This is a genomic window from Paenibacillus sp. FSL H3-0333, from assembly GCF_038002805.1.
GTDB lineage: Bacteria > Bacillota > Bacilli > Paenibacillales > Paenibacillaceae > Paenibacillus_AQ > Paenibacillus_AQ silagei.
In genome coordinates, this window is the sequence record NZ_JBBODG010000001.1 from 2,258,249 (window position 1) to 2,284,088 (window position 25,840).

Here is a 25,840-nt window from a genome sequence, read left to right on the forward strand (position 1 = left end):
ATCTGCAGGAACAATTTGGCTAGCGGGCCTATTTATTTTATCCCCCGCCGAGCAACCGGTGAAGCCGCGCTGCCAGCTTTTGTCCGGCATTGGCCTCCACGAGCGTAAGGTCCCACAACACCGCATGGGTTCGAGGGTCGGCAGCCTCGGTATTGATTGTGATGATCAGCTCTTGTCTGCCTTCAACTCTAACCTGAAAAGACAGCGGCTGATTCTCTCCCGGTGCGATATTCACATCCAGGGAATAAATCTCTTCTCCGTCGGCGCTGATTATGACGCTGCCGGTGCCGCTGCCCTTAGCAGGGATAGCATCGTCAGGGACGCCGAAATTCCCGGTTAACTCCTTATACTGTCCATCCAGGCGCAGTGAGAACTCGTGGAGTCCCGGATGATCAGGGCTGTACAGATTGATAGCTGGTTCGATCTGTTCTTGGGCCATAGTGAAGCTGTTGAGCCTTTGTTCCCACTGTATTTTACCACGTTCAACAGGGAGCTGATCCAGCGCCCTGATCTCCCCGCGGCCATGCTCCAGATAATAATTGATACCGCTCACGGCGGAGTAGACGAGTAGTGTCAAGACCGCGCCTGAGGACAGGAGCTTGAGCATACCTATTGGCGCCCACCGGTCGCGGCGGATCAGCCGCTGGGCGCCGTAGCCGACAGCTGCACCGAGCGTATTAACGACGATGTCGTTAATGTCGAACGCACCCAAATGGGTCACCATCTGAATCAGCTCTACCCCGGTGATGGCTGCTATGAAGACCAAGAGGAACGGCAGGAACCGGGAGCGGACCAGTAGCGGAATGAATAGCCCGAACGGTACGAAGGCCAGATAGTTACCCAGGCTGAAGACCCAAAGCTCCGAATAACCATAGCCCGGAAATATCAACGGAATCCCGTCAAAAGCCAAGCGATAACGTAAGCCCGTCTCCGGCAGAGCCGATGAGCGGTTGAAGCCGGCGAACAAGAAAAATAAGGTGAGACCCGTGTACAGACCTAAACCGATCCAGACGGCGGTCCTCTGTTTGCCTTGAAACATGATGGTTGACCTCTCTTTACCGGTAGTTTATGTCCCTTGCAGAGGACAAAGGAAGTATAAGCTATCTTCGTTAGCCCAAGCAAGGCGGACAGTTGCAGTCCAGCCCCTCAGTAATCGAGCTTCCTCTATCCACACACAATGCTCATACTCCGACGGGGTTCGGTCTTAATGGGACGGTCGGCTCGGCGTTACGGACTGAGACGCGCTTATTTCGAAGGAGAGTCACAACTTGGGCAAGTTGCGGATTCCGCTCCTAAACGTTCTTTAGAGAGACAATAAGGTCCACTCGGTCCGTTACTCCGCAAGAAGTTCCCGTTTCTTCAAATTAACGGCTCTCTGGTCCGTAAGGAACCGAAGTAGCTCGGGGCCCTTGCTTGGCTTGCAGGCTTCATTACTCCATTTTTGATTTTACAATTTTGTTGGCGGTAACTTGTGCCGGAAAAGAATCATCACTTGTTTGATAGAACACTTCAATCTCATCACCCTTTTTATAATTAGAAGGTGAAACTTTATTTACCCAAATGGCTTGAGAATACATATTAGTTTCTAGAACTTCCTTGTAATTCTTATTCAAGTCTTCTTCTTTCAACTGAGCGATTACCAAGATTCTTGTATTCTCTACATCTACTGTGTGTACCTTCCCTTTAAAAACATTATCCCCCTTGCTACAGGCGGCTAGGCCTAACAAAAAAACGAAAATGAGAATCCATTGGAGACTCGCTTTTAGAAGCATGGACATTCTCCTTTGAAGGGGTATGACATTATTCAATATTACCTCCTTTTGGGTTTCAGTTCCAGCTAGGGAATGCGGTGAAATTCCTGTTTGTTCCAGCTTTTCTTTATCTCTAAATGTCCCTTCCCGGTTCTAACTATCCCCGCCTCAGCATACCCTATCTTAAAGGGAACGCCTGTTCTATTTTACCATTGCTTAAAAATCTTAATCCTGGTTATAATACAAACAAATGTTCCTACTTGAGCCCGGAGGCGATTAATCATGAAGATGAGCATCGGCCAAACTATAGAAATGATATATCTGGACAAGGCGGGCAAGATTACGCAGCGGACCATTGAGGTACGGGGGATTCGGGACGGAAGGATTCGTGCCACCTGTCTGAGCACCGGCGAGCCCCGTGTATTCCTGACCGCCAGCATCCTGTCGTGGCATCCGGTACGGGGGCGGAGGTATGCCTAAGGACCGAATTATTCTGCTCTCGGACTGCCAGTCCTTCTACGCCAGCGTTGAGAAAGCCGCCCATCCCGAATATGCAGATAAGCCTGTTGCTGTGGGTGATCCGTCGCGGATGAACGGGATTGTCCTGGCCGCTTGCCCGCTTGCGAAATCCTATGGCGTAACTACCGCATCGCGCGTGGGCGAAGCCCTGACGAAATGCCGGGATCTCGTGGTCATCCGGCCGCGGATGGGGACCTATATTACGGTCTCCCTCCTCATTTCCGAGATCTACCAGGGGTATACCGATCTGGTGGAGGCCTTCAGCATTGATGAGCAGTTCCTGGATGTGACCGGCTCTCTGCGCGTGTTCGGAGGGGATTTGCCGGAGATGATTCACTCGATCCAGCAGCATGTTCTGTTATCTACCGGAGTGTGGACCCGGGTGGGCATCGGCCCGTCCAAAATCCTCGCCAAAATGGCCAATAACTTCGCCAAGAAGAAGGCGGGCGGAATTTTCCGGCTGGATTACGATAATCTGGAGACAGAGCTATGGCCGCGCCCGGTGCATGAAATGTTCATGGTGGCGGGCCGGATGACCAAGAATTTCTATCGTATGGGCATTACGACCATTGGAGATATTGCCCGGATGGAGCTGGGCGAGCTGAAGCGGAGAATGCGCAGCACCCTGGGCAAGCAGAGCGATATTCAAGCGGAATATTATTGGCAGACCGCACGCGGCATCGATCCCAGCCCGGTGGTCACCGGGATACGCCATGAGATGAAGTCTGTCGGCCATGGAAAAGCGCTGCGCTGGAATCTGTATACCCGGCTGCCGGAGATTGAGGTGGTGCTGCTGGAGCTGGTGATTGAGGTCTGCCGGCGGGCGCGGAAGTACCGGTACATGGGGGCGGTAGTGTCTGTTGCGGTAGTAGAGACAGACGGCAACACCTCGAATGCCTACAGCCGGCAGACGACACTGCCGGAGCCTTCGTCGTTAACCCATGAGGTGGCAGCGGCAGCCTACCGGCTATTCGTGGATCATTGGAGCGGCTTGCCGATTAGCCGGTTGACTATCTCCATATCCCAGCTGACGGATGACAGCGTGATGCAGCTGACCTTGTTCGACGACCGGATGCGGAGCAGTAACAGAGAACGGGCTATTGATCAGATCAAGAACCGGTACGGAAGCGGGGCGCTGATCCGCGCGTCTTCTTTGCTGGAGTCTGGGGTTGCTCTGGAACGGGCGCAGCAGATTGGGGGGCACTATAAATGAGCAAGCTAGACGGAAACGAGCGGTGGAAATCCAAAATGTTAATGACAGAGCATGTCCAGCAGTATGAGCAGAAGCAGGGGACAGAGGGCAGGAAAATGATTACGGTAGAGGAGCGGACGATGGTGCGTGACCTCATTCTGCTTCCTTACCTGGATACGATGGTCAGCAAAAGCCTGAAGGAGCTTGAGCTGTCCAACAGCATTCTCAAGCGGGCTTTCATGCTCGCCGGCCAGGCGATTCAGCAGCGTATTATGCAGGATACCTACCAGCTCCAGAAGGAGCTGAAGCAGCATAATATCCGGGTGCTGGCGGATGAGCAGGAGGAGTTCCTGGTGTATTACAAAATCTTTTGCCGGGGGTATCAGGAACGCTTCGGACTTACCCGGGATGTGATGCGCACCGAGATCAGCCTGCGGCTGACCAGGTACACGGCGGAGCTTGGAGCCGGTCTGAAAAACCAGCATTTGAGCAGTTAGTATCAGCTACAGCGCTTTGGTGAAGAAAATCTCTAGCGGCTCATTATCCGGCAGCAGGCAGCCTGAGTCCCGGTAGCCCAGTTTCCGGTAGAAATGCTGTGCCTCTTCATTGGCCATCGAGGAGGTCATAACCTGCTTATGGCCCATGGCCTGCATCGCTTGCTCCCAGTGCTGCACCGCCTGTCTGCCGAAGCCTGCGCCGCGATAAGGCTCATCAATCCACAGCAGATTCATGAAGGGGATCTGGTCCCAGAAATACCCGTACCGCAGCCAGCCAATGTCCAGGCTACCCTCGCTCAGAATGTAAATCTCCTGCTGGTTTATTTTAGATAGAAGAAGTGAGTTCAGGATATGGTGGTCACGGCTTGCGAGATAATCATAATCGGCTTCGGTTGCGGTTCTAATGTTCATGCGGCGATTCTCCTGTCATTGTATAGTGTGTGAAGAACGATTGTCCTTACAAAAGTATACCACCTCAGGTTGCCTGGCTCGGTGTAACAAACAGCTATAAACAAACAAGCCCCTTCCCGGGGCTTGCCGTTGTCTATATTATAGAATTCTCATGCTTCGCCGCCAGCTTGTCCGCTATACAGAATCCGGTATTCCAGCGGCTCCAGCGTCAGGCGGATCTGATCTCCGTTCATCTTGGCCGGCTCACCGCTAAAGGCATCCTGCCAAGCTCCGCCGCTCAGTGATTGCGTAAGCGTCAGCGGTTCAGTGGAGTTATTCATCCAGATCGTGAAGCGGGTGTGCTCATTCCAGCGTTCATACACTAGGGCCCGGCTGCCCGGATCACTCCGCAGGAAGCGGAACTGGCCGGTGCGCAGCACCTCGTGCTCTTTGCGCAGGGCAATGAGGCTCTGATAAAAGCGCAGCAGCTCCCGGTCCTGCCGGTCCTCTTCCCAGATCATGCATTTGCGGCAGTCCGGGTCATCCCCGCCGGTAATCCCGATCTCATCTCCATAGAAAATACACGGCGTACCGGTGAATGTGAAGAGGAAGGTGATGGCCAGCTGCAGCCGCCCCTTGTCTCCGCCCAGCCGGGTGAGCACTCTCGGGGTATCATGGCTCGCCAGGAGATTGAACAGCACCTCATTCGCCTGCCGGGGGTACCGCATAAGCAGCCCGTAGATCTGCGCGGCGAAGGTGTCCGCGTCGATGTCGTTGTCCGCGCCGAAGAACTTCAGCAGCCGGTCAGAGAAGGGATAGTTCATTACCGAATCGAACTGGTCGCCCTGCAGCCAGCTGAGGGAGTCGCTCCACACCTCGCCGATGATGAACGCTTCCGGGTTAATCTCCTTGACCGCCTTGCGGAAATCCCGCCAGAACACATGGTCCACCTCATTGGCTACATCAAGCCGCCAGCCGTCGATGTGTGCCTCCTTGAGCCAGAATTTGGTGATATCCAGCAGATAATCTCTGGCTTCCGGATGGGCAGTGTTGAGCTTGGGCATTCCGCTGAAGAAGCCGAAGGTATCATAGTTGGCCTTGCCGTCTAGCACCTGAACGGGATAATCATGGACATGGAACCAGCCTGCGTATTTGGAATCCGCTCCATGCTCCAGCACATCCTTGAACGGTGCGAACTCAGAGCTGGTATGATTGAAGACAGCATCGAGGACCACCTTAAGTCCTTTGGAATGAGCCAGGTCCACCAGCTGCTTAAGCTTATTGAGATCCCCGAAGTTTGCATCGACCGTTCCGTAGTCAACGGTGTCATATTTATGGTTACTGGGAGCCTGGAAGACCGGGGTCAGATACAGCGCCGTTACGCCAAGCTCGGCAATATAATCCAGATGGTCAATCATCCCCTGCAGGTCTCCGCCAAAATAGCTGTCGTGGGTGGGCGGTGCCCCCCATTCGAGTGTCCCTTCGGGGTCATTCGCCGGATCTCCGTTAGCGAACCGGTCCGGCATGATCTGATAGAAGACCGCAGATTTCGCCCATTCGGGAACCTGAAGCAGGTCGGCCTCATGAAGGTAAGGCATTTCGTAGTAGCCTCCGGCAGGCTCGGGCAGCCCGTCTGTAAAGAAGCCGGATTCTAGCATCCATACGGTTTCCTGGTCGGTTTCCAGCCGGAAGCCATAGGAGAAGCGTTTGAATTCGGGAAAGATCTCTGCTTCCCAGTAATCGAAGAAGCTGTCGGTAGCCACCTTGCGCATACCCAGCTCCTGATGATGCTGCTCCCAGTCGTATTTGTCGCCGATCAGGGCAAATACCCGGTCTACGTTGTTTTTTTTGCTGCGGATTCTTAAGTGGAAGGTGTCCTTGTTATAGGCATACGCCCATCTCCCCTGCGTTGAATGATAGAGACATTCCAGCTCGATGGAGGCGCCGGATGAGCTTAAGGACACTGCTTGTCTGCTGGGAGCCATATGAAATTCCTCCTGGGATACGTATTGTGGATGGATATTATGAGGGTTGAGCTTTAGTTAATACCCTGGGACCGGAGGTTTCAAACAGCAGATATTTCACCAGGCAGCAGTCAAAATAGGGTGCCCTGCACCGGCTCCGGCCCGGCTCTGCGGATCAGCTCCGGGTAGTCACTCCGAGCATTGCCCACGGCTGGGGAGACGGGATAAGCCATCATCTGCTCGGCATCGTAAGGCCGCAGCAGCTTCATCAGGTCGGGAATATTCCGGTTGCTGCGCTCCAGCCACTGCGCTTCCCCGTCTGCATCCAGAATGACCGGCATCCGGTCATGGATGTCTTTCATGAGAGTGTTCGGGGTGGTGGTGATGATCGTGCAGGTAGAGATTCTGCCGCCGTCCGGACTGGTCCAGATATCATACAGTGCAGCCATGGAGAACAGCTTACCGTCCCGCATCGTGATCCGCATCGGCTGCTTGCCGCCTTCCAGGGCCTTCCACTCATAGAAGCCGTCTGCGGGAATCACACAGCGGCGGGAGGCCACCAGCCCTTTGAACGAAGCCTTCTCCAGCAGGGTCTCACTGCGGGCATTGATTAGCTTGGCAGCGTTCTTGTCCTCCTTGGACCAGGAAGGGAGCAGCCCCCAGCGGAGTTCTCCGAGCTTATTCTGTGCTCCGTCATGAATGACCGCCGCAATATGCTGCATCGGAGCCGCGTTATATCTCGGTGCATATTGGATGAGCGGATGCTCCCGGATGAAATACTTGGCGATCAGTTCCTCCAGTGTTACCGTGATTGTATATCTTCCGCACATGTTGTCTATGCCTCCCTGGGCAGTTAATGGTTTACAGACCGAACAGCTTGTCTTAGCATTATATAAGATGAGACTTAGGATTGCGAAGGGGGACGGCCGCACATGATTATCGTAAGCTCCTGCCTGGCAGGAATGAAGGTCAGATATAATGGAACCGATTGTCTGGAGCAGGGCATCCGGCAGTTGCTGGACAGCCGGCAGGCGGTTGCAGTATGCCCCGAGCTGCTGGGCGGCTTCTCTACTCCGAGAGAACCGGCAGAGATTATAGGCGGCAGCGGCAGAGATGTGCTGGAGGGGCAGGCCCGGGTGGTTGACAGAACAGGGAATGATGTAACCGCAATGTATATAGAAGGCGCGTATGCCGCGCTGGAGCAGGCACGCAGCTTAGCTGCCACGCTTGTTGTCCTTAAAGAGAACAGCCCTTCCTGCGGTAGCTCCAGGATCTATAACGGAGAATTTGCGGGCGGGAAAATCCCCGGAGAAGGCGTGACCACAGCTCTCTTGCGGCTGCATGGTATTGAAGTGATCTCCGAGGAGCAGCTTGCCGCGCGGTTGCCGGAATTAGAGGGCTGATCGGGAGCGCCCACCATGGACAAATGTTACAATATTGTGTTTATTAACAGGTGGTAAAACAGGCAGTTCAGCAGTATAATCTAGTAGTCCTGTAAGAAAATCCTGAATTTCAAGAAGCGGAGAATTTCGTTATGAAACCCATCTATTTGGACCACGCCGCCTCAACACCGGTTCATCCGGAGGTGGCAGCGGTTATGTATCATATGCTGTTGAACGAGTACGGCAATGCGTCCAGTGTGCACCAGTTCGGACGGTCTGCCAAGAGAATTATAAATGGGGCGCGCGATAGAATCGCGGGCTTTTTGGGCTGTTCCCCTGAGGAGTGGGTGTTCACAAGCGGCGGCACGGAGAGCGATAATCTCGCCCTGTTCGGGGCGGCCTATGCTTCTGCTTCCAAGGGTAGACATATCATTACTACAGCGGTTGAGCATCATGCAGTGCTGCATACCTGCGCGGAACTGGAAGGGCAGGGCTTCGAGGTCACCTATCTTCCTGTCGATGCTACCGGCCGTGTCTCTTTGGAGGATGTAGAATCGGCTCTGCGCGAGGATACAGTACTGATTAGCATAATGTATGTGAATAATGAAGTGGGAACTGTACAGCCTATAGAAGAGATTGGCAGATTAGCGGCCGAACGGGGTGTGCTTGTGCATGTAGATGCTGTACAAGCTCTGGGAACGCTGCCCCTGGTGCTCCGCGACCTGCCGGTAGACTATATGAGCTTCTCGGCCCACAAGATCGGAGGTCCGCAGGGGATTGGAGGCTTGTACGTCCGGCGGGGGGCGCCGCTTATGCCAAGACAGCATGGCGGACTTCAGGAGCGCGGCCGGCGGGCGGGCACGGAGAGTCTGGCTCATACCGCCGGGTTCGCCAGAGCCGTTGAACTGGTTGTACAAGGGCTGCCGGGTCATCATGAGCAGGCTCTGGAGCTCCGCAGAACACTGCTGGAGGAGCTGGACAAGCAGGTCGGAGCAGAGAGATATGTCGTCAACGGAAATGAACAGCATACGGTGCCTGGAATTCTGAATATCAGCTTTCCCGGAGCCGGGACAGATGTGCTGCTGATGAATCTGGATATGGAACAGATTGCGGCGGCCAGCGGCTCGGCCTGTACATCAGGATCTCTGGAAATCTCGCATGTCCTCCGGGCGATGAAGCTTCCGGAAGAACTTTTGAACTCTGCGATTCGCTTTAGTACAGGTTTGGGTAATACTAATGAAGAAATGCAGGTTGTTGCCCAGAAAGTTGGAACCGTTTTGAGCCGGCTGCGTACAAGAGACTAGGCGTCCGTGCATTCTGGCAGCCGTTTAAGAGGCACTCCGGCTCATGGGAACCCGTATGCAATATTTAAGGTGAGGGGATTTGGGATACCATGAAGCTTCAAGATATGATTGGCCTCACTGTGTATGAAGTTGAAGAGGGTACGGAAGTCGGTGAAATAATCGATATCGGACTGGATTCAAACTGGAATATTACGGGTATTGAACTGGAAAGCAAATCTTTTTTCTCTAGTCATGTGAAAGTTGTGGCATGGGATAATATTGCCGCTTATGGCGAAGATGCTGTCATGATCCGCAATAAAGAGTCGATTATTAAGGTCGACGCTGACCATATATCCTATACTTTCCTCTTGGGAAAGAACAAATTGAAGGACAGGCAGGTGCTTACAGCATCGGGAACGGTGCTTGGGCGAATATCGGATGTTTATTTTGACCAAAAGTTGGGAAACACAATAGTAGCGCTGGAAATCAGTGACGGGCTTGTAACTGATTTGATCGAAGGCCGCAAATGGCTGCCTTGTTCTGAAGAGATGACTATCGGAGAGGATTCTGTACTGGTTCCTGCGATGAGTGAAGAACGGCTCCAAAATGCCATTAATATTGTTAACGGATAGGTGGAATGTATTATATGAAGTGTCCAAACTGCAACTCCAAGGATATCGGCAAGATCGGCTCCCACCAGTTCTATTGCTGGGGCTGTTTCATCGAACTAACGGTCAACGGCGAGAAAATGTCGGTGTATCAGGTTGAAGAGGATGGCACGCTCAGCTCGCTTGACGATCTGTTCTCGGGTGAAGAGGTTGCACAGGATTTCCCGCAAATCCACGCCTCCTCTTGAGCATTGCCTGATTCATAACCGGCTAACAGTTACATAGATTCGCCGTGCCCAAATACCGGGCGGCTTCAAAAGCCGCCCGGTATTTGGGCATTTTGCTGTCTCCAAGAACAATGGGGAAAACAACACTACGAAAGTTGCATCTTTGTTATGCGGGCTAAGGAATTGGTATGTCGTCTCCGGGACACGGACCCTATACTGAAATCGACTGGCACAGGGCCAGAATTCAACAAGGTTCTACACGAGGGGGAATGTTCAGATGTACCGCAAAGGAATATCCAAGCTTCTGATAGCCGGATTGCTGCTGTCAGGGATTCAGCTTCCGGGAACTACAGGAATAGCGCAGGCAGATAACGGGAAAGACGCAGACAGGCTGTCTGCAAGTACAGGACAGGCAGATGCAGCCCGGGGGGCAGGGTTCACCGATATGAAGCAGCACTGGGCGTCGGCTGCAGTGAACAGGTTGTCAGCCGCAGGAATTCTGCAAGGGGACGAGGCAGGACAATTCAGACCGGGACAAGCGGTCTCACGGGCAGAGATGGCCGCCATCATCAGCCGCGTGTTCCGTTATGCGGATTCGGGCAGCGCTGTATTCAGTGATGTAAGCGCTTCTTCCTGGTATGGCAAGGATGTAAGCCGCGTGAATGCCGCAGGCGTTATTCAAGGCTACGCGGACGGCCGGTTCCAGCCGGGAGCGGCTGTCACCCGCCAGGAAGCTGTAACCATGCTGAGCCGGGCGTTCACGCTGGAGGCGGGCTCCCCGGGTGCGCTGGCTGCGCAGTCTGATGCGGCAGCGGTCAGCAGCTATGCCCGGGAAGCCGTGAGTGCGATGCTGGACGCCGGTTACCTGCGCGGCGATGCAGACGGCAAGCTGAATCCGCAGGCGCAGATGACCCGGGCCGAGCTGGCCGAGCTGCTGAGCCGGATGGTCGGGTGGATCAGCTCCGGCGAGGGAAGCCAGAAGCTTGGAGCGGTGTCCGGCAATGTGATTGTCAACCGGGCGAATGTACAGCTCGAAGACGGAACCGTCAGCGGCAATCTCTACGTAACAGCCGGAGCAGGGGAAGCTGCCTTCTCAGACATCAAGGTGCAGGGAACGGCACATATCTCAGGAGGGGGCGACCATTCGGTGGTGTTCCGCCAATCTACCCTGGGACAGATCAAGCTGAATAAGCTTACCACCCTGGTAAGGATGGTACTGGAGGACGGCAGCACCGCAGCGCGCATCGAATTGCTTAAGCCGGCGAAGGTGGAGATCGGAGCGGGCTCACGCGCAGAGACTGTGCTCATCGGCGCAGGCGCTGCAGGTTCAGAGATCGTGAGCCGTGGGCAGATCGGCCGGCTTGAGAACAAGGCGGACCGTGTGCTGCTCAACGGCCAGGCGCTCAAGACCGGCGAGACGCTCCGGGACTTGTCCGGCACGGGAGCTACAGCGCAGGCAAGTGCCAAGGCTACTGCTGCCCCAGCCCAAGCGGGCGGCGGAAATGGCGGCGGTGACACACCAGTGCCAACCTCAACATCTTCACCAGCGACGCCGGTGCCGACAGCGGTGCCTGCTGCCACGCCAACCCCAACACCGGCCCCGACTCCGCCAACCCAGAACAATCCATGGGAGCTGGTCTGGAATGACGAATTCGACGGCCAGGCCATTGATGAGGGCAAATGGAATGTACAGGATACCGGCACGGTGTACAATAACGAGCTGGAATATTATCACCCGGACAACGCTTCCCTTACGACAGAGAGCGGGCAGAGCGTACTGGAGCTGGAAGCCCGGAAGCAGGCTTACGGCGGGAAAAATTATACTTCAGCCAAGCTGACCTCGAAGATGAAGGGCGACTGGACCTACGGCAAATTCACCGTGCGGGCCAAGCTGCCGGTTCAGCAGGGCATGTGGCCAGCCATCTGGATGATGCCAATCGATGACGAGACGCAGTATGGACCTTGGCCGGGAAGCGGCGAGATGGACATTATGGAATTGACGGGACCGGTTGCCGGCAAGGCAGAGGCGGATCTTTATCCAAGAACGGTCCATGGCTCGATTCACTACGACATTCCGCACGCGTCCCAGACCAAAACCTATGTACTGCCGGAGGGCCAGACCTTCGCGGATGATTATCACGACTTCACGCTGGAATGGCTTCCGGGCCTGATCCGGTATTATGTGGACGATGAAATGTATTTTGAGACGAGTGACTGGGGAACGATGGCCAAAGGCCAGCCGGATTACTATACGTACCCTGCTCCGTTTGACCGGCCGTTCTATATGATTCTGAATCTGGCCGTGGGCGGCGACTGGCCGGGCGATCCGAAGGCCGACTTCAAGTCGGATAAGATGTATGTGGACTATGTAAGGGTCTACAAGTACAAGAACCTGGATCAATGGCCGGATGTAACAGGCAAGCGGCCGATCGATCCGGGGCATTCGGCCCCGCAGCGTCCTGCCCTGGCAGACGGGAACCAGATCTACAACGGGGACTTCAAGGGTACTGTAGCAGCCCAGGGTCAGCCGGAATATTGGGAATTAATTGAGAATGAGGGCGGGAGCGGAACAGCCTCCGTCATTGATGATCAGGATAAGGGCAAGGCGGTGAAGGTTGCCGTCCATGAGGCTGGCAAACAAAATTATTCCATTCAGCTTGCGCAGAAGCCGCTGCTGCTGGAGCGGGGCAAAGCCTACAAGGTAACCTTCGATGCCAAAGCGGATGCAGCGCGGCCGCTGATGAGCAAGCTGACCGAATTCGGCGGCGGATGGACGGCTTACTCCGGGGAGCGGAATTTCCAGCTTACACCGGACTGGCAGCCGTACGAGTACAGCTTTACGATGGCGAAGGCTTCAGACAATAATGCCCGCTTTGAGTTCAACCTGGGTCTGAACAACATTTCTGCTTACTTCGCGAATGTAAGAGTGGTAGAGACAGAGGCGCCGCCGGTAGTGCGTACTCCGCTTGCTGACGGCAACCTGATCTATAACGGAGGCTTCGATCTGGGAGAAGCACGGCTCGGATATTGGAGCTTTGCCGTTAAGCAGGGCTCAGAAGCAGCGGCGAAGGCCAGTGTAACCAATACACTTGCCCTGCCGATGATGAAGCGGGAGTTCCGGGCAGACGTGCAAAAGGCCGGAGGATCGCCGGAGGATGTGATGCTGACCCAGGCAGGAATTCCTGTGTCTGCGGCAGCCGTCTACCAGCTTGCCTTCGATGCGAGATCGGCCGAGGCGCAGCCGCTTGGCATTAAGCTGGCAAGCAGCGGCGGACAGACGGTCTATCCTGACGGAACCACCTTCACTCTGACACCGGAGTGGAAGAGCTATACAGCAGAAATTGAGCTGTCCGGCGGGTCCGGCACGGAAGCTGCGTTATCCTTCCTTCTGGGCGCGGCTGCGGGACAGACCGAGCTTGACAATGTGCGTCTAGTGCGGATGACTGATCCGCCAGTGCTCACGAACTACCTGCATCTGCGCGGAGACCAGTTCTGGAGAGCCTCAGGAACCGGCCTGATTCCGAGCGGCGAAGGCGGCAAGGATATTACGGACATGGATAAGGGCGACTATGTGGAATACAAAGTGGTACTGTCTCAGGCAGGCAGCATTGTTCCGGTAACCCGTGTATCCAGTGTGCGCGCGGATTCGGAGCTAACGCTGTCAATGCTGGATGCCGGCAAGCAGAAGGTGGTGACGGAATCTGTCTACAGCATGGCAGTTGGCGATACCGGAGGCCTTCAGTCCTACCGGGCGATCATTGGAGCCCCGCTTACGCTGCCTGCGGGAAGCTATTACATCCGTCTTGGCGGCAGCGGCTACAATCTGGCCTGGCTGGATCTGTCCCGCGAGCTGGTGGTGAACGGCAGCTTCAAGGACGCTTCCACCGACAACTGGACGCTATACAAGAAGGACTGGGATGACAATGACCCGGGCAAGAGCACTGTAATGAAGGCTGTGTATGGAGAATTGCAGGTTAGCCTCGGAGGAACTGGAACGGAGGCTTGGCATGTACAGGTGAAGCAAGCGGGCATCCCGGTAGAGCAGGGCAAGAAATATCTGCTGCGCTTCGATGCGGATGCTTCGGTAGGCCGGGATATTAAAGCGCTGGTTCAGCATGACGGGACTGACGATGGCAACTGGACTCCTTATCTGGAACAGGAGCTGAGACTCAGCCAAGACGGCGGACACTATGAATATCTGTTCACTGCCCCGGCAACCGATCCTGCAGCGGTGCTCCAGTTCAGTCTGGGCAAGATCACCGAAGAGCTGGGAGCGCACACGGTCAACCTGAGCCATATCTCCTTGCTTCAGGTAAGCCCGGTGCTGGACGGTGAGGCTTACGGGGAGAATCTGATTCCGAACGGGGACTTCTCAGAGCCGCTTAAGGGCTGGAGCAGCTACTCCTCCGACAACGGGGAGTTAGCCATTGACAATGTGGATGGAGCGCTGCAGATCAAGGTGGGCTCCACCGGCACGAACACCTGGGACCGGCAGGTCTTTTATGAGGGAGTCGCTTACAACGAAGGCAATCATTATACACTTACCTTCAAGGCCAAGGCATCGGCTGAACGCAAAATGAATATCAGCATCGGCTGGCTGGATGTAGTGGACAATTACAACTGGCACGGGTATAAGAGCAAAATTGTGGATCTGGGCGGCGAATATCAGGAATATACCGTAGAATTCGATGTTGCCGGAGGCAGCACCTCCATCGGCCGCATTTCCTTCGAGCTGGGGGATATCAAGGATGGCGGCGCCGGGCATCTGACGGTGGATGTGGATGATATTGTGCTCACGAATAACGGGACAGCAGTTGCACCTTAAGCACCTTGAACATGCTTTGGATTTTGTTATTCAGGCTTACGATTTGGTATTTAGACTGGCCGCATACACTTCTATAATCATTACATGGAGAACGGGCAACCGTTCTTCATGCTTGTCCAGAACCTTCCCCAATTCTTCGGCCCAATAAGTATACATAACAGGGAATGAGTATCATCCAATAGCAAACAGGAAAAGAGGAGAACCATTCATGATGCTGAAATTCAATACCGCAAGAGCAGCGGCTGCTTCACCTGAGGATATCCTGAGACAGGCATTCGCAGACCGGATAGACGAGGGCAGCCAGCTAAGCGCCGTCTTCACGGATTCCAGGTGCATCGGGGCTGTTGGCGTAGCGGGCCTTCCGCTCCGGCTGCCTGTCATTCAGGAGCTGTTGAAGCTCCCGGAGGTGGCAGCGCTGCTGCCGAAGGAGGCTGGCGCATCCGCGCTGTTCACCGTGAATGATACAGCTACGGAACTATCCCTGCGTATCCGCCATGCCGGAAGACAGGAACAGGCAATAGCTATACCGGAGGCGGCTGCAGGCGCGGCACTGGCGCAGCTTCAGGTTGCACTGGGCTGGGCTGGTGCCCTTAACGCTGAAGGCGAGCATGTCATTGACCTGCGTTCCCCCGTTCCGGGTCCGCACTTCGCGGTCAATCTGCTGCTGGGCAACCGGCTGGAGTTCCCTCATCCGCTCCAGACCACACCGAAGAGCGTGGTAGACCGCCTTGGCGGCGGCAGCTTCCGTTCCCATGCGGCTACCCAGGTGCTGGCGACCCGCTGGGATATGCGCCAGGAGGAGAACGGCTTCCCGGCCAACCGTCAATTCTATCTGTTCGAGGACGGGAAGCAGATCTTCTATTCCGCGGATCCGGGCGGAGAAGGCATTGAATCGGCAGTCTGCCGCCATTCACAGAATGTAACCATCATCACGTACCGCCTGTCCGGCGGACTTGAGATTACGCGCACCATCTTCATTCTGCCGCATGCTGAGGGTCTGCCGCTGGCGACCGAGATGCAGCGCGTTACGATTACGAACCATGGAGAGAGCAGCCGCCAGCTTCGTCTGGTGTACACGGGCATGTTCGGTTCGGCAGCACCGGGCGCTCTGTTCGAGGATGTGCTGTATAGCAATGTTATTATGCAAGGCGGCGTATTGCAGGACGCTGATGGTGCCGTGGCTGCAATCAGCCCTGACTACTACCCGGAAGGCGGGCGTCATGATCTGCGCTTCCACACGATGATCATCCACGGGGAAGACGGACCGGTGCTGCCGCGCGAATATTGTGTCAGCTACAATGAGTTCGTCGGCACCGGCTCGCTTCACCGCCCATCCGGCGCGCTGAAGCTAAGCAGCATTCTGCACCGCAAGGGGCCGGGATTCTTCGCGGTAGCGGGGGAGATCCAGGTTGCTGCCGGAGCCACGGCAGCAGTTGACCAGCTGACGGGCCTTGTCTCCGACAAGAGCGGTGCATCCTGGAGCGATACGGTACTGGAGGAAGAGGTAGGTGCGCTGATCGCCCGCTTCACAAGCCGCAGCTCGGCGGAAGAAGCCTTGGCGCAATCCCTGAAGTTCGTGCGGAATTACTCCAGGTTCCTGCAGGTATCCTCGGGGGACGAGAATTTCGACCAGTTCGTGAACCGTAATCTGCCTTTTCAGGTGCTCTACCAGAGTTTTGTCTCCCGTTCCTTCTGTCAGACCCAGAAGGGCTACCGGGAGATCGGCTTCCGTGAAATTCAGGATATGTATGCCTCGATGTATTATTTCGTCGGGATGGGCCGGGGCGGACTCGTCAAGAGCCTGCTGAAAGAATGGACCAGCATGGTCTTCGAGCTGGGGTATGCGTATCACAATTTCTTCTGGGCCGGCAAAGAGCCGGGCAAATGGTCCGATGATGCGCTATGGCTGATCCAGGCTGTCTACCGTTATGTCATGCTGACCGGAGATTCGGAGTTCCTCGATGAGTCTTGTCCGGTAGCAGGCACGGACACAGAACGGCCGGTATTCGAGACCCTAAAGGCCATTATTGTCTATTCCGGACAGATCTCGATCGGACGCCACGGCCTGCCGCTGCTCGACTTCGCAGACTGGAACGATTGTCTGAAGCTCGATGACACCTACCTGAACGGCCCGGCCAAGGAAGCACTCTACCGGAAGCAGCTGGAGGCCGGCGGTGTCTTCGGGGATTCGCTGGAGAGTGATTATTCCGAGAGCGTCATGAATGCCTTCCTGCTGAAGGTGGCGGTCGATGAATTGTCCGCCCTGGCCGCCCGCAAAGGCGAGCAGGCGTATGCAGATGAGCTGACCGGCTTCGGAGCCAAGCTGCGTCAACGCATCCAGGAGCATGCTTGGAAGGGGGATTTCTTCGCCCGTGTGCTGTTCAACCGCTATGCGAACGGAGAATATACGTATCTCGGCGCTGCCGGGGACGGGATGTCCTCCGATCCGGCGAAAGACGGCTCGTACTTCCTGAATTCGTTCAGCTGGAGCATTCTGGCGGGTTGTGCGGATGAGGAGCAGATCGCGGTGATGCTGGACACCCTGAAGGCGCATCTGATGACGCCTTACGGCATGAAGCTGGTCTCGCCGGTAGCGCTGGGCCGGGTATCCACGCACACGGCATCGGATGAATACTTCCCGGGTGACCGTGAGAACGGCGGCGTATTCAAGCATGCCTGCATGATGGCTGCTGCGGCTATGTTCAAGGGGGCCAAGGAAGTATCCAGCCCGGATCTGGCAGCAGAGCTCTGCCGCCTGGGTTACTGGCTGCTGGACCGGATTATGCCGTTCAAGACGATGGATGATCCGTTTGCCGTCTGCGGGAATCCGCGGTTCTGCACCCAATACAACAACAGCGAGACTGGTGAGAACATCGGTCCGATGCTTAGCGGCACCTCGACCTGGCTCACCCTCTCGCTGATGGAAGCGCTGGGTATTGAATATACGGAGCAGGGCATAGCCCTGAGTCCGGTGCTGCGGGAAGAGCAGACGGAGCTTACCTACACCTTGAAGCTTGGCAGCTCCTCCTACCGGATTCAGGTCCGTAAGCCGGAGGGCTTCCACCGCATGCAGGATGGGGCAACCCGCCTGATGCTGGACGGCCGGGTACTGGAGGACGGCTTGGTACCGGCCGTAGATGACGGCTTCGCCCATGAGGTAGAGCTTACCTTCGCAGGCTGACGGAATTACAGGGCCCGGTCACGGTATTCATGCGGGGTCATCCCCGCATATTCCTTGAAGAGCTTAATGAAATAATGGGCATTGGAGTACCCGAGCTCCGAGGAAACTTCATAAATTTTGAGCGGCGTATGGATAAGCAGATACGCCGCTTTTTCCATCTTTACCTGACTGATATAGTCGCTGATCCGCTTGCCGGTCTCCAGCTTGTACATTTTGGAGAGATAGACCGGATGCATCTGGACATGGTCGGCGATGGCCTGTAGGGAGACGTAGTGCAGATTGTGGTTGATATATTCATGCACCTTGCGGATCAGCACGGTCCGGCTGTTCCGCCGTTCGGAATCCGTATACTCTCTCAGCAAAAGGATAACCTTCATGGCCCATTCCCGCAGCTTGTCCGGCGTCTGAAAGGGAGCCTGCTCCAGCAGCGGATTACCGACAATCTCGCTCAGCAGCTTGTTATTCTTGTGGGCGAAGTAATAGAAGGCCGTCTCCAAGTGCAGACGGGCTTCCTGGATATGCTCCAGTGACCGCTCGGGACTGTGGAGCAGCTCCGATACGATAGCATTCAGCTTGTCTTCAATACCGTGCCAGTTGTTCGCTTCGAACATGTGGAACAGCAGCGGAGGCTCATATAGGGGCTGGAGAATCTCCACGGGCTGGGTGCTGTTGTTATCCGTAGTATCAAGATAGATGCCGGTCTCGCTGCCGATATGCTGGCGGATGGCTGAGATGGCGGATTGATAGAGAGTGTAGACCTGATCCGGGAAGTCTCCCCAGCCGGTGGTCACCACGGACAGGCCGCCTCCCATCAGGGTACTGACATGATTCTGCAGCTGATAGGCAGCCTGGGCCACCTCATTTCCCGGATTGCCGCCGTGTTCAAGATCCTCCCTGGGCTGCAGCAGGAATACGAGATAGTCATGCACATCCTTGCAGGACCAGATCAGGAACCGGTCCTGGAACAGCTCCTGGGCGATATTAATGATTGCATATTCAAACAGCAGCATGCTATGCATATCCTGGCGCCGGAAGAATTCCTCGGGGCGGACGATGGCCAGACAGACCGGCTGTCCGGTCCTGAACGGCAGGTCGAACTGGTTCAGCCGCTCCTGAAGCTGCGGCCCGGGCAGCTTCCGTCCCTGCAGCAGCTCCCCGAGCAGGCGGTCCCGCAGGATGGGCAGATGCTCGCGGAAGGTCTGCATCGTCCGTTGGTGGGAGGACCAGGCCTCCCAGTCACTGCGCAGCTTCTCCTGCAGCTTCCCGATGACAGCGATCAGCTGGTCATTGGCTATCGGCTTGAGCAGATAGGCGCTGGCCTGCTCCTCAATAGCCTTGCGGGCATATTCAAACTCCGCATAGCCGGTCAGCATCACCACCCGGATATGCTTCCAGCGCTTGCGGATGGCGGCAATCAGCTCGGTGCCGGACAGCTCCGGCATATTGATATCTGTGACTACAATATCGATGGGATAACGCTGGAGCAGCTCCAGTGCCTCATACCCGGAATAAGCTTTGTGGACCTGTCCGAAGCCCATCTCTGCCCAGGGAATTGAAATGGACAGATCATCGACCACATAGGGTTCATCGTCAACCAATAGAATTTGGTGCATCAGGTTCCTCTTTCTTCTCCATACGGAGCGTTGTTATTAGACCGCCTTCCGGTGAAGGGGCAATGATCAGGCCGGAAGCCTCGCCGTAATGTAATTGGAGACGCTGCTGGACATTCCATAGCCCGCAGCCTCCATCCTCACGCGTAGCTTCGTTGATACGCGCCTGAAGCGCGGCAATGGCTTCCTCTGTCATACCGGCGCCGTTGTCCTCAACGCTAATGAGAACGGCTTCCCGGGTATGGCGGCCGGTGATCCGGATGGAGCCCGGGCCGATTTTTCGCTCAATGCCATGAATGATACTATTCTCTACCAGAGGCTGAATCAGCAGCCGCGGAATGTGCAGGTCGAGCAGCCCGCTCTCCATATCCATCTCGTAGCTGATACGCTGCTTCCGCAGGTTCTGGATCTTCAGGTAATTCTCCAGCAGCTTCAGCTCATCCTGAAGGGTGGTGAGGGAATGATCGACCCTGGTGATATAGCGGTAATATTCGCCTAAGCTAAGTGCCATCGCCTCGACGGACTCGGTATCTCCTATGGCGGCCTTGCTCTTGATGAAGAACAGGCAGTTGTACAGGAAATGCGGATTGATCTGTGATTGGAGCTGCTTCAGATGGGCATCCTTGGCCCGGAGCTGCTCCAGATAGACCTGCTCGATCAGCGACTGAATTTTCTCGGCCATGTCATTAAATTCTTCATTAAGCAGCGTGAACTCCGGGTTGGTCCGGGTATGGATACGGGTAGACCAGCGCCCTTCCTTCATCCGGTTGAGCGAACGCAGCAGAAGGCTCACCGGACGCTGCACCTGGCGGTAGAGCTGCAAGGAGAAAAGCAGGCTCATCACCAGCAGGATAGCCGATCCTGTCAGGAAGGAAGAGCGGCTGCTGCGGATCGGCTCAAGAATCTCCTTCAGCGGTGAATAATGCACAACCTGCCAGTCGATGGCCGAGGAGGGCACCGAGCTGACCAGGAAGCTGCCCTGCTTAAGATCGAAGATGCCGGAGGTACTCTTCCCGGCCGTGATATTCAGTGCCGCGGTGACTTGCTCCGCCATCTGCCGGTCCGAACTCCGCGAGAGGATGACGCCGAATGACGGATGGTAAAGGAAGGTGTCCCCCGTGTTCTGCGACTGGTAGGCATCGAACATCCGTTCAATATTGGAGACCGGTAAATACATGGACATCAGCAGCTGGGCCTCGCGCGGCCGGCTTGTTGCCTGGGCAGGGTCCGATAAGAGCAGCCGGAAGCCTGCCTCCGCGCCGGCCCTGTCCGCCGAGATATACTCCCAGCCCGCCGGGAGCGGCTTGTGCAGGACAGAGACATCGAAGGACAGCGAAGAGTCCGAGCCCAAGGTTTCTCCGCTGAAGGGCTTGTACAAGACAATCCGGTTCTCCCACGTACTGGAGCTGGTCTGGAGGGACAGCTTCTCCAGCACCGTCATAATCGTCTGGGCGGGATCAATAAGATGGCCCAGCTGCGTAATCTGCTCATAATCGCGGATGGTGGGATCTCTCTGCAGGGCATACATGCTGCCCGCCAGCTGGTTGATGTTGTTATCCATCTGCTGGGTCAGAAATTCCAGATGGTTCAGGTCGGTGGTTTTGATCTGACTTGTAATGACTCCGACATCCTTACGGTAGGATGATCCGTAGAATAAGAGTGTGGCGGCAATCAGCGAGAGCAGGATTGCCACCATTTTAATGAACAGGTTGGGACGCCATGCCACCATAAAGATCATCCTTTGCAAGACATTTGCTGTAATATGGAGAAGTGTATCATAAGATTATGAACTCTACGAAAAGCAGGTGGTTACATGAAAGTCCGTTCACCGCTGTTTCTGCTGCTCCTGATGTTGTCGGGCTGCTCCTGGGGCAGCACCGAATATAGTCAGCCGCCCGCTTCACCGCAGAGTACAGCCCCTTACTTCGATGTTAAGGAAGGCAAATATGATCCTCCGGTAGACCTGTATACCGTAGGCTCCGTGAACCCCAATCTGAACTTTATCAAAGGGGAGAGCCTGGAGCATAACGTACATACGGCCTGGGCCGAGAAGCGGCTTGGCATCCGCATCCGTTATCTCTGGACGATCTCCGGGACCTCAGAGACTTACGCCAACAAGCTGAGGCTGGAGCTGGCCAAAGGCAATATGCCCGACATCGTAACGACCAGAGATGCCGCTATTATCCAGGAGCTGATTGATTCAGGGCAATTCATGGAAGTCGGTGACCTGTTCGAGCAGCATGCGTCCGAGGTGTGGAAGAAGGCTGTTGCCGAGGATGCTTCCGCATGGAACCCCTTCATGCGCGGCGCACACAGGTATGCCATTCCCATTATGGATTATGAATATAACTCTGATCCTCTGCTCTGGATCCGCCAGGATTGGCTGGACAAGCTGCATCTGAAAGCCCCGAAGACGCTGGATGAGCTGGAGCAGGTCATGGATGCCTTCGTCAACCAGGACCCGGACGGCAACGGGATCAAGGATACCTACGGCCTGTCGGTCGGATTCCGCAACGGTCCCAGCACCTGGATGGGAGACAGCAGCTGGGTGTTCGGCGCCTACGGTACGGTTCCTGAGCAGTGGAACCGCCGGAGTGACGGCACCCTGGAATACGGCTCCATCCAGCCCGGGGCCAGGAAGGCTGTGGCGCTCATGAAGCAATGGGTACAGCGCGGTTATCTAAGCGCTGACAGTGCCTGGCTGGATGAGGAGGGGGCGGCGAACCAGTTCATCTCCGGCAAGGCGGGCATCATTGCCGGTCCCTACTGGATGCGCGGCTGGCCCTTGTCCTCCTTGACCAAGAGTGACGCAGAGGCGCGTGTCCGGGCAATTGCCATCCCTTCGGGGCCAGGTGGGCTCACCATGAGAAGAGGGACCCTGCCTGTCAATGGTGCCATTCTGATTAATAAGCAGATGAAGCACCCTGAAATCTTTTTTACGTATCAGAATTATTTGTTCGATTCATACGCTACCTCGACCGGCGAGTTCGCCCATGGCCTTGCGGAGGGCTATGACTGGTCCAGGGCGGGCGGCCAGCCGAGCGCCCAATCTTCGGCGCTGCCGCTGGGCGGCATCCGGGTAGCCTCGTACACGCTAACCTTCGACGGGGCCCGGATTCCCTCCGGGGTCATCCGGGAGATTCCGAAGGACATTGCCCCTGTGCTGCTGGGCCAGAAGGAAGCTTCCCGTAAGGAGCAGTTCACGGGACCTCCGACAGCGACGATGAAGCGTGACGGCGAGCTGCTGAAGAAGCTGGAGCAGAAAAGCTTCATCAAAATCATCTTCGCGGACAGCCCGCTTGAAGAATTCGACGAATTCGTGCACAAGTGGAACACCTACGGCGGACTTACCGAAACCTTGGAAGTCAATGCCTGGGACCGCAGCAGCCGCTAAATACCGCAGGGACAAGAAACCGCCTCTATAATAAGGCGGTTTCTTGTCGTAGATACGCTTGAGTGCTTCTGCCTATTTGCCTGGCGGCGGCCCGACCCGAATCTGTTCCTCCTGTGCTGTATTCTTGCTATATATCGTACAGAAGGACGGCAGCAGCCGCCATACCAATGTGGCGATTGGAATAACAAATATTGAAGATGAGCCGCCATGACCGCATAGACAAAAGGACCCCGGCGGATGCCGCTTGCGCATCGCCGGGGTCCATCTCCTGCCTGCAAGTTAGTTGCCTGTGAATTTCAGCCAATCGTAATAGGCGTACAGCGGGTTTGCCCCGTTATAGGAACCGAGCCAGGAATCCACACCGATTCCGTTCCAGAGGTTCATCATGATTTTACCGGGCCGGGAGGGGATGTTGCTGGTGGCCGTATGCTTCAAGACCCCGTCTACATACCATTTAATATAACCCGGCTGCCAGTCGAAGGCGTACGTATGATAGCTCTGGGAAGCATCGAAGCCGAGATTGACAATCTTCTCGTGACCGCCAACGCCGTTCGTGTAATAGTTGAATTGGACCTTGGTGGTATCCTTGCCGAGGAACTCAATATCAATCTCATCCCAAGGCGTGCCGTCTGAAGGCCCTGTGTAGGTGAAGAAGGAGGAGACAATCCCGCTGTTCTTGGCCGGCTTCATACTGACCTCGTATTTGCCGTAGCCGTACTTGTACACAGAGCGGTACTCCGCGCCGTCAAATTTATTATTGCTGGGACTGGTCAGGGCCAGACGAAGCTGTCCGCCACTGGTGAAAGAGATGTTATTCGCACGCCAGGTACAGTTGAACATGGAGCCATTCGAGTATCCGTCTGCTTTTTGCCAGGTTGCGGGATTGAAGTAAGTCAGGGGCTCATCAAAAACGGTGGCCGCCGAAACGGACGGAGCTCCTGTCAGCAGACCGGCAAGCAACAGGGTCATCCCTGCACCGAATAGCTTGTGTAGCGTTCTCCTCATATACAATACCCTCCTTATAATGTAAGCGCTTTACAATATGATTGTAGCGGACCTTGAACCCGGCCACTATACCAACCTGCGAACTAAAATAACAAAAAACCAATTTTTTGCAGAGCAGAGTATTTCATTCCCCTCCCACACATACTAATATGCATGATAGTTAAGGGCTGTACACGTTCAGGAGGGAGATTATGGAGGAGTGGTTCCGCAGTAAATGGCTCCGCTGGATGATCGGCGTGCTGCTCTCACTGATTATTCTATATTTCGTCTGGCTGCTCCGTCCGATGCTGAATGGGGTATTCCTGTTTCTAAAAGCGATCCTGGCCCCGTTCCTGGCCGCCATGATTATCTCATATGTACTGAATCCGGTGGTCACTATGCTCTCCCGGAGAAAAATGCCGCGCAGCGTAGCCGTCCTGCTGATCTATGCGGTGTTCCTGACCTCGCTTGCGGTGATTCTGATCAATCTGATCCCGATGTTCATTGAACAGCTGGAGGAGCTGAATGAGCATCTGCCGGAGATGACGCTGCACGCGCAGGGGCTGATGAAGGGCATGAATTCCAGACTGATTCCGCCCGGGGTGGAGACGGGGATGAATAACTGGTTCTATCAGCTGGAGAACCGCCTGGCCGAAGGCATCTCCCACTTCCTTAATAATATCGCTTCGACGATTGGCGTGCTGTTCAACGCATTCATTGTGCCTTTTCTCGTGTTCTATATTCTGAAGGACTTCGAGGTATTCGAACGGATGGTGGTATCCTGTCTGCCCCGTTCGCGCCGCAAGTCGATTGTGATGCTGTTAAAAGACATTGATGAAGCACTCGGCAACTATATCCGCGGACAGTTTCTCGTCTGCATCATCATCGGCGTGCTCGCTTATATCGGCTACGCGATTATCGGCATGCCTTATGCGCTGTTGTTCGCCTGTGTTGTCGCGGTATTCAACATTATTCCTTATATGGGTCCGTTTCTGGGGGCGGCCCCGGCCATTATAATGGCCTCAACCTTGTCGTGGCGCCTTGTCCTGCTGGTGGCGGTGGTGAACACCCTGTGCCAAATGCTGGAGAGCAACGTGATCTCTCCGCAGGTTGTAGGGCGGAAGCTGCATCTGCATCCGCTGCTGATCATCTTCGCGCTGCTGGTCGGCGGGGAGATTGCCGGAATGATCGGGCTGATTCTGGCCGTTCCTTTCTTCGCTGCCGCCAAGGTGGTCATTCAGCATATCATCGGCTATTATATCCGCAGAAGGCCGGCATAGAAGCAGCCGTAATGCATCCCGTCACATGCAGGAACAGGGGAACCTGCGGCTACTTCGGGTGAAAGGATTGACGGTACATGTATCTTTTGGTTATAATGTGGTGAATATTACGATAAGAAGAGTTATTCATAGCAGTGCGATGAAGAGGAGTATTAATTCGTGAGACCGTTATTGCAGAGAGCCGGCACCTCAGGTGCGAGCCGGTTAACGGACCGCAGTGAACTCACCTCCGAGTAATGGCGCGAGCCGCAGGTTCCTTAGAGGGACCGGTGAGTGAACCGCCGTCGCCTCACCCCCGATACAGGGTGTCAAAGTGAGTGCCGGACAAAGAATGTCCGCCGCTAACTAGGGTGGTACCACGGGAATTCATACCTCTCGTCCCTAGCGATTATACGCTAGGGATGGGAGGTTTTTTTGTGGTTAACCTGACGGAGCAGCGTGTCCTGAGCAGCGTAGGAGCGAATATGTTGACTCGCTCCGGCTCCCGGCCCGGCGAATCATGGGCGGCTCTTGGGCTTTGCTGTTGCACTGGGCAAGTGAATTGGTTATTACGGATTTTATGTAAATATAAAGGAACGGAAAGAAATTTTGGAGCTGTAGCAACGTTAGTGGCCGCCTTTATACTCGGATTTCTACCTTGAAGCTTATAATTCAGAAATCCGAGTATAACAGCGGGCGGAAGCCCAAAACTTTCTGCAGTGACCCTTATTTACAGTATTTTTTTACAATAGAGTTACCTAATACAGCAACACT

19 protein-coding genes are annotated in these 25,840 nt (G+C 55.2%); 11 read left to right on the plus strand and 8 right to left on the minus strand.

The features are described from left to right. Positions 1-37: 37 nt before the first annotated feature. Positions 38-1,039: a VanZ family protein gene (locus tag MHH78_RS10100; protein WP_341167307.1), complete on the minus strand. Its 1,002-nt coding sequence runs from the start codon at positions 1,037-1,039 to the stop codon at positions 38-40. Positions 1,040-1,430: 391 nt separating this feature from the next. Next, positions 1,431-1,772 carry a DUF3221 domain-containing protein gene (locus MHH78_RS10105; RefSeq protein WP_341167308.1) on the minus strand — a complete coding sequence of 114 codons (342 nt, stop codon included), beginning with the start codon at positions 1,770-1,772 and terminating at the stop codon, positions 1,431-1,433. A gap of 261 nt (positions 1,773-2,033) precedes the next feature. Between MHH78_RS10105 and MHH78_RS10110 the strand changes: the two genes are divergently transcribed. From MHH78_RS10110 to MHH78_RS10120, 3 genes are read left to right on the plus strand one after another with little or no spacing between them, the layout of a single operon-like run. Then, positions 2,034-2,231 carry a hypothetical protein gene (locus MHH78_RS10110; protein WP_341167309.1) on the plus strand — a complete coding sequence of 66 codons (198 nt, stop codon included), beginning with the start codon at positions 2,034-2,036 and terminating at the stop codon, positions 2,229-2,231. Next, positions 2,224-3,483, plus strand: coding sequence for a DNA polymerase IV (locus MHH78_RS10115; protein WP_341167310.1), 1,260 nt, complete (start codon positions 2,224-2,226; stop codon positions 3,481-3,483). The genes MHH78_RS10110 and MHH78_RS10115 overlap by 8 nt, the downstream gene beginning before the upstream one ends. After that, the gene (locus MHH78_RS10120; protein ID WP_036732304.1) at positions 3,480-3,959 is read left to right on the plus strand and encodes a hypothetical protein; all 480 of its coding nucleotides are present in this window, start codon (positions 3,480-3,482) and stop codon (positions 3,957-3,959) included. Before MHH78_RS10115 ends, MHH78_RS10120 begins: the two co-directional genes overlap by 4 nt. A 6-nt stretch (positions 3,960-3,965) precedes the next feature. Here the strand turns inward: MHH78_RS10120 and MHH78_RS10125 are convergent, their stop codons facing one another. From MHH78_RS10125 to MHH78_RS10135, 3 genes are all read right to left on the minus strand, one after another. Further along, positions 3,966-4,370: a GNAT family N-acetyltransferase gene (locus MHH78_RS10125; protein WP_341167311.1), complete on the minus strand. Its 405-nt coding sequence runs from the start codon at positions 4,368-4,370 to the stop codon at positions 3,966-3,968. Positions 4,371-4,519: 149 nt separating this feature from the next. Further along, complete coding sequence (locus MHH78_RS10130) at positions 4,520-6,334, minus strand: alpha-glycosidase (protein ID WP_341167312.1); 1,815 nt, start codon at positions 6,332-6,334, stop codon at positions 4,520-4,522. Between the two features lie 110 nt (positions 6,335-6,444). Continuing rightward, positions 6,445-7,143 (minus strand): SOS response-associated peptidase, encoded by a 699-nt coding sequence (locus MHH78_RS10135; protein WP_341167313.1) that lies wholly within the window; start codon positions 7,141-7,143, stop codon positions 6,445-6,447. A 102-nt stretch (positions 7,144-7,245) separates the two neighbouring features. On the opposite strand from MHH78_RS10135, the gene MHH78_RS10140 reads away from it, so the two are divergent. From MHH78_RS10140 to MHH78_RS10165, 6 genes are all read left to right on the plus strand, one after another. Continuing rightward, entirely contained in the window at positions 7,246-7,716 is a 471-nt protein-coding gene (locus MHH78_RS10140; protein WP_341167314.1) for a DUF523 domain-containing protein, read from the plus strand. Positions 7,717-7,847: 131 nt separating this feature from the next. Beyond that, positions 7,848-8,999 carry a cysteine desulfurase family protein gene (locus tag MHH78_RS10145; protein ID WP_341167315.1) on the plus strand — a complete coding sequence of 384 codons (1,152 nt, stop codon included), beginning with the start codon at positions 7,848-7,850 and terminating at the stop codon, positions 8,997-8,999. An 89-nt stretch (positions 9,000-9,088) separates the two neighbouring features. Next, positions 9,089-9,610, plus strand: coding sequence for a PRC-barrel domain-containing protein (locus tag MHH78_RS10150; protein WP_076082124.1), 522 nt, complete (start codon positions 9,089-9,091; stop codon positions 9,608-9,610). A 14-nt stretch (positions 9,611-9,624) separates the two neighbouring features. Next, positions 9,625-9,834 carry a hypothetical protein gene (locus tag MHH78_RS10155; RefSeq protein ID WP_036690502.1) on the plus strand — a complete coding sequence of 70 codons (210 nt, stop codon included), beginning with the start codon at positions 9,625-9,627 and terminating at the stop codon, positions 9,832-9,834. A gap of 256 nt (positions 9,835-10,090) precedes the next feature. Next, positions 10,091-14,638, plus strand: a complete 4,548-nt coding sequence (locus MHH78_RS10160; protein ID WP_341167316.1) for a carbohydrate binding domain-containing protein — start codon at positions 10,091-10,093, stop codon at positions 14,636-14,638. A 208-nt stretch (positions 14,639-14,846) separates the two neighbouring features. Next, the gene (locus tag MHH78_RS10165; protein WP_341167317.1) at positions 14,847-17,819 is read left to right on the plus strand and encodes a GH36-type glycosyl hydrolase domain-containing protein; all 2,973 of its coding nucleotides are present in this window, start codon (positions 14,847-14,849) and stop codon (positions 17,817-17,819) included. A 5-nt stretch (positions 17,820-17,824) separates the two neighbouring features. Here MHH78_RS10165 and MHH78_RS10170 read toward each other — a convergent pair whose 3' ends face one another. Both MHH78_RS10170 and MHH78_RS10175 read right to left on the minus strand, forming a co-directional pair. After that, a complete protein-coding gene (locus MHH78_RS10170; RefSeq protein WP_341167318.1) occupies positions 17,825-19,432 on the minus strand; it encodes a response regulator in 1,608 nt (535 codons plus the stop codon). After that, complete coding sequence (locus tag MHH78_RS10175; protein WP_341167319.1) at positions 19,410-21,158, minus strand: sensor histidine kinase; 1,749 nt, start codon at positions 21,156-21,158, stop codon at positions 19,410-19,412. Before MHH78_RS10175 ends, MHH78_RS10170 begins: the two co-directional genes overlap by 23 nt. 84 nt (positions 21,159-21,242) lie before the next feature. On the opposite strand from MHH78_RS10175, the gene MHH78_RS10180 reads away from it, so the two are divergent. Then, entirely contained in the window at positions 21,243-22,823 is a 1,581-nt protein-coding gene (locus MHH78_RS10180; protein WP_341167320.1) for an extracellular solute-binding protein, read from the plus strand. A gap of 279 nt (positions 22,824-23,102) precedes the next feature. Here MHH78_RS10180 and bglS read toward each other — a convergent pair whose 3' ends face one another. Further along, positions 23,103-23,792: a beta-glucanase gene (gene bglS / locus MHH78_RS10185; RefSeq protein WP_076082211.1), complete on the minus strand. Its 690-nt coding sequence runs from the start codon at positions 23,790-23,792 to the stop codon at positions 23,103-23,105. A gap of 227 nt (positions 23,793-24,019) precedes the next feature. On the opposite strand from bglS, the gene MHH78_RS10190 reads away from it, so the two are divergent. Further along, entirely contained in the window at positions 24,020-25,087 is a 1,068-nt protein-coding gene (locus tag MHH78_RS10190; protein ID WP_076082115.1) for an AI-2E family transporter, read from the plus strand. Positions 25,088-25,840: the final 753 nt, after the last annotated feature.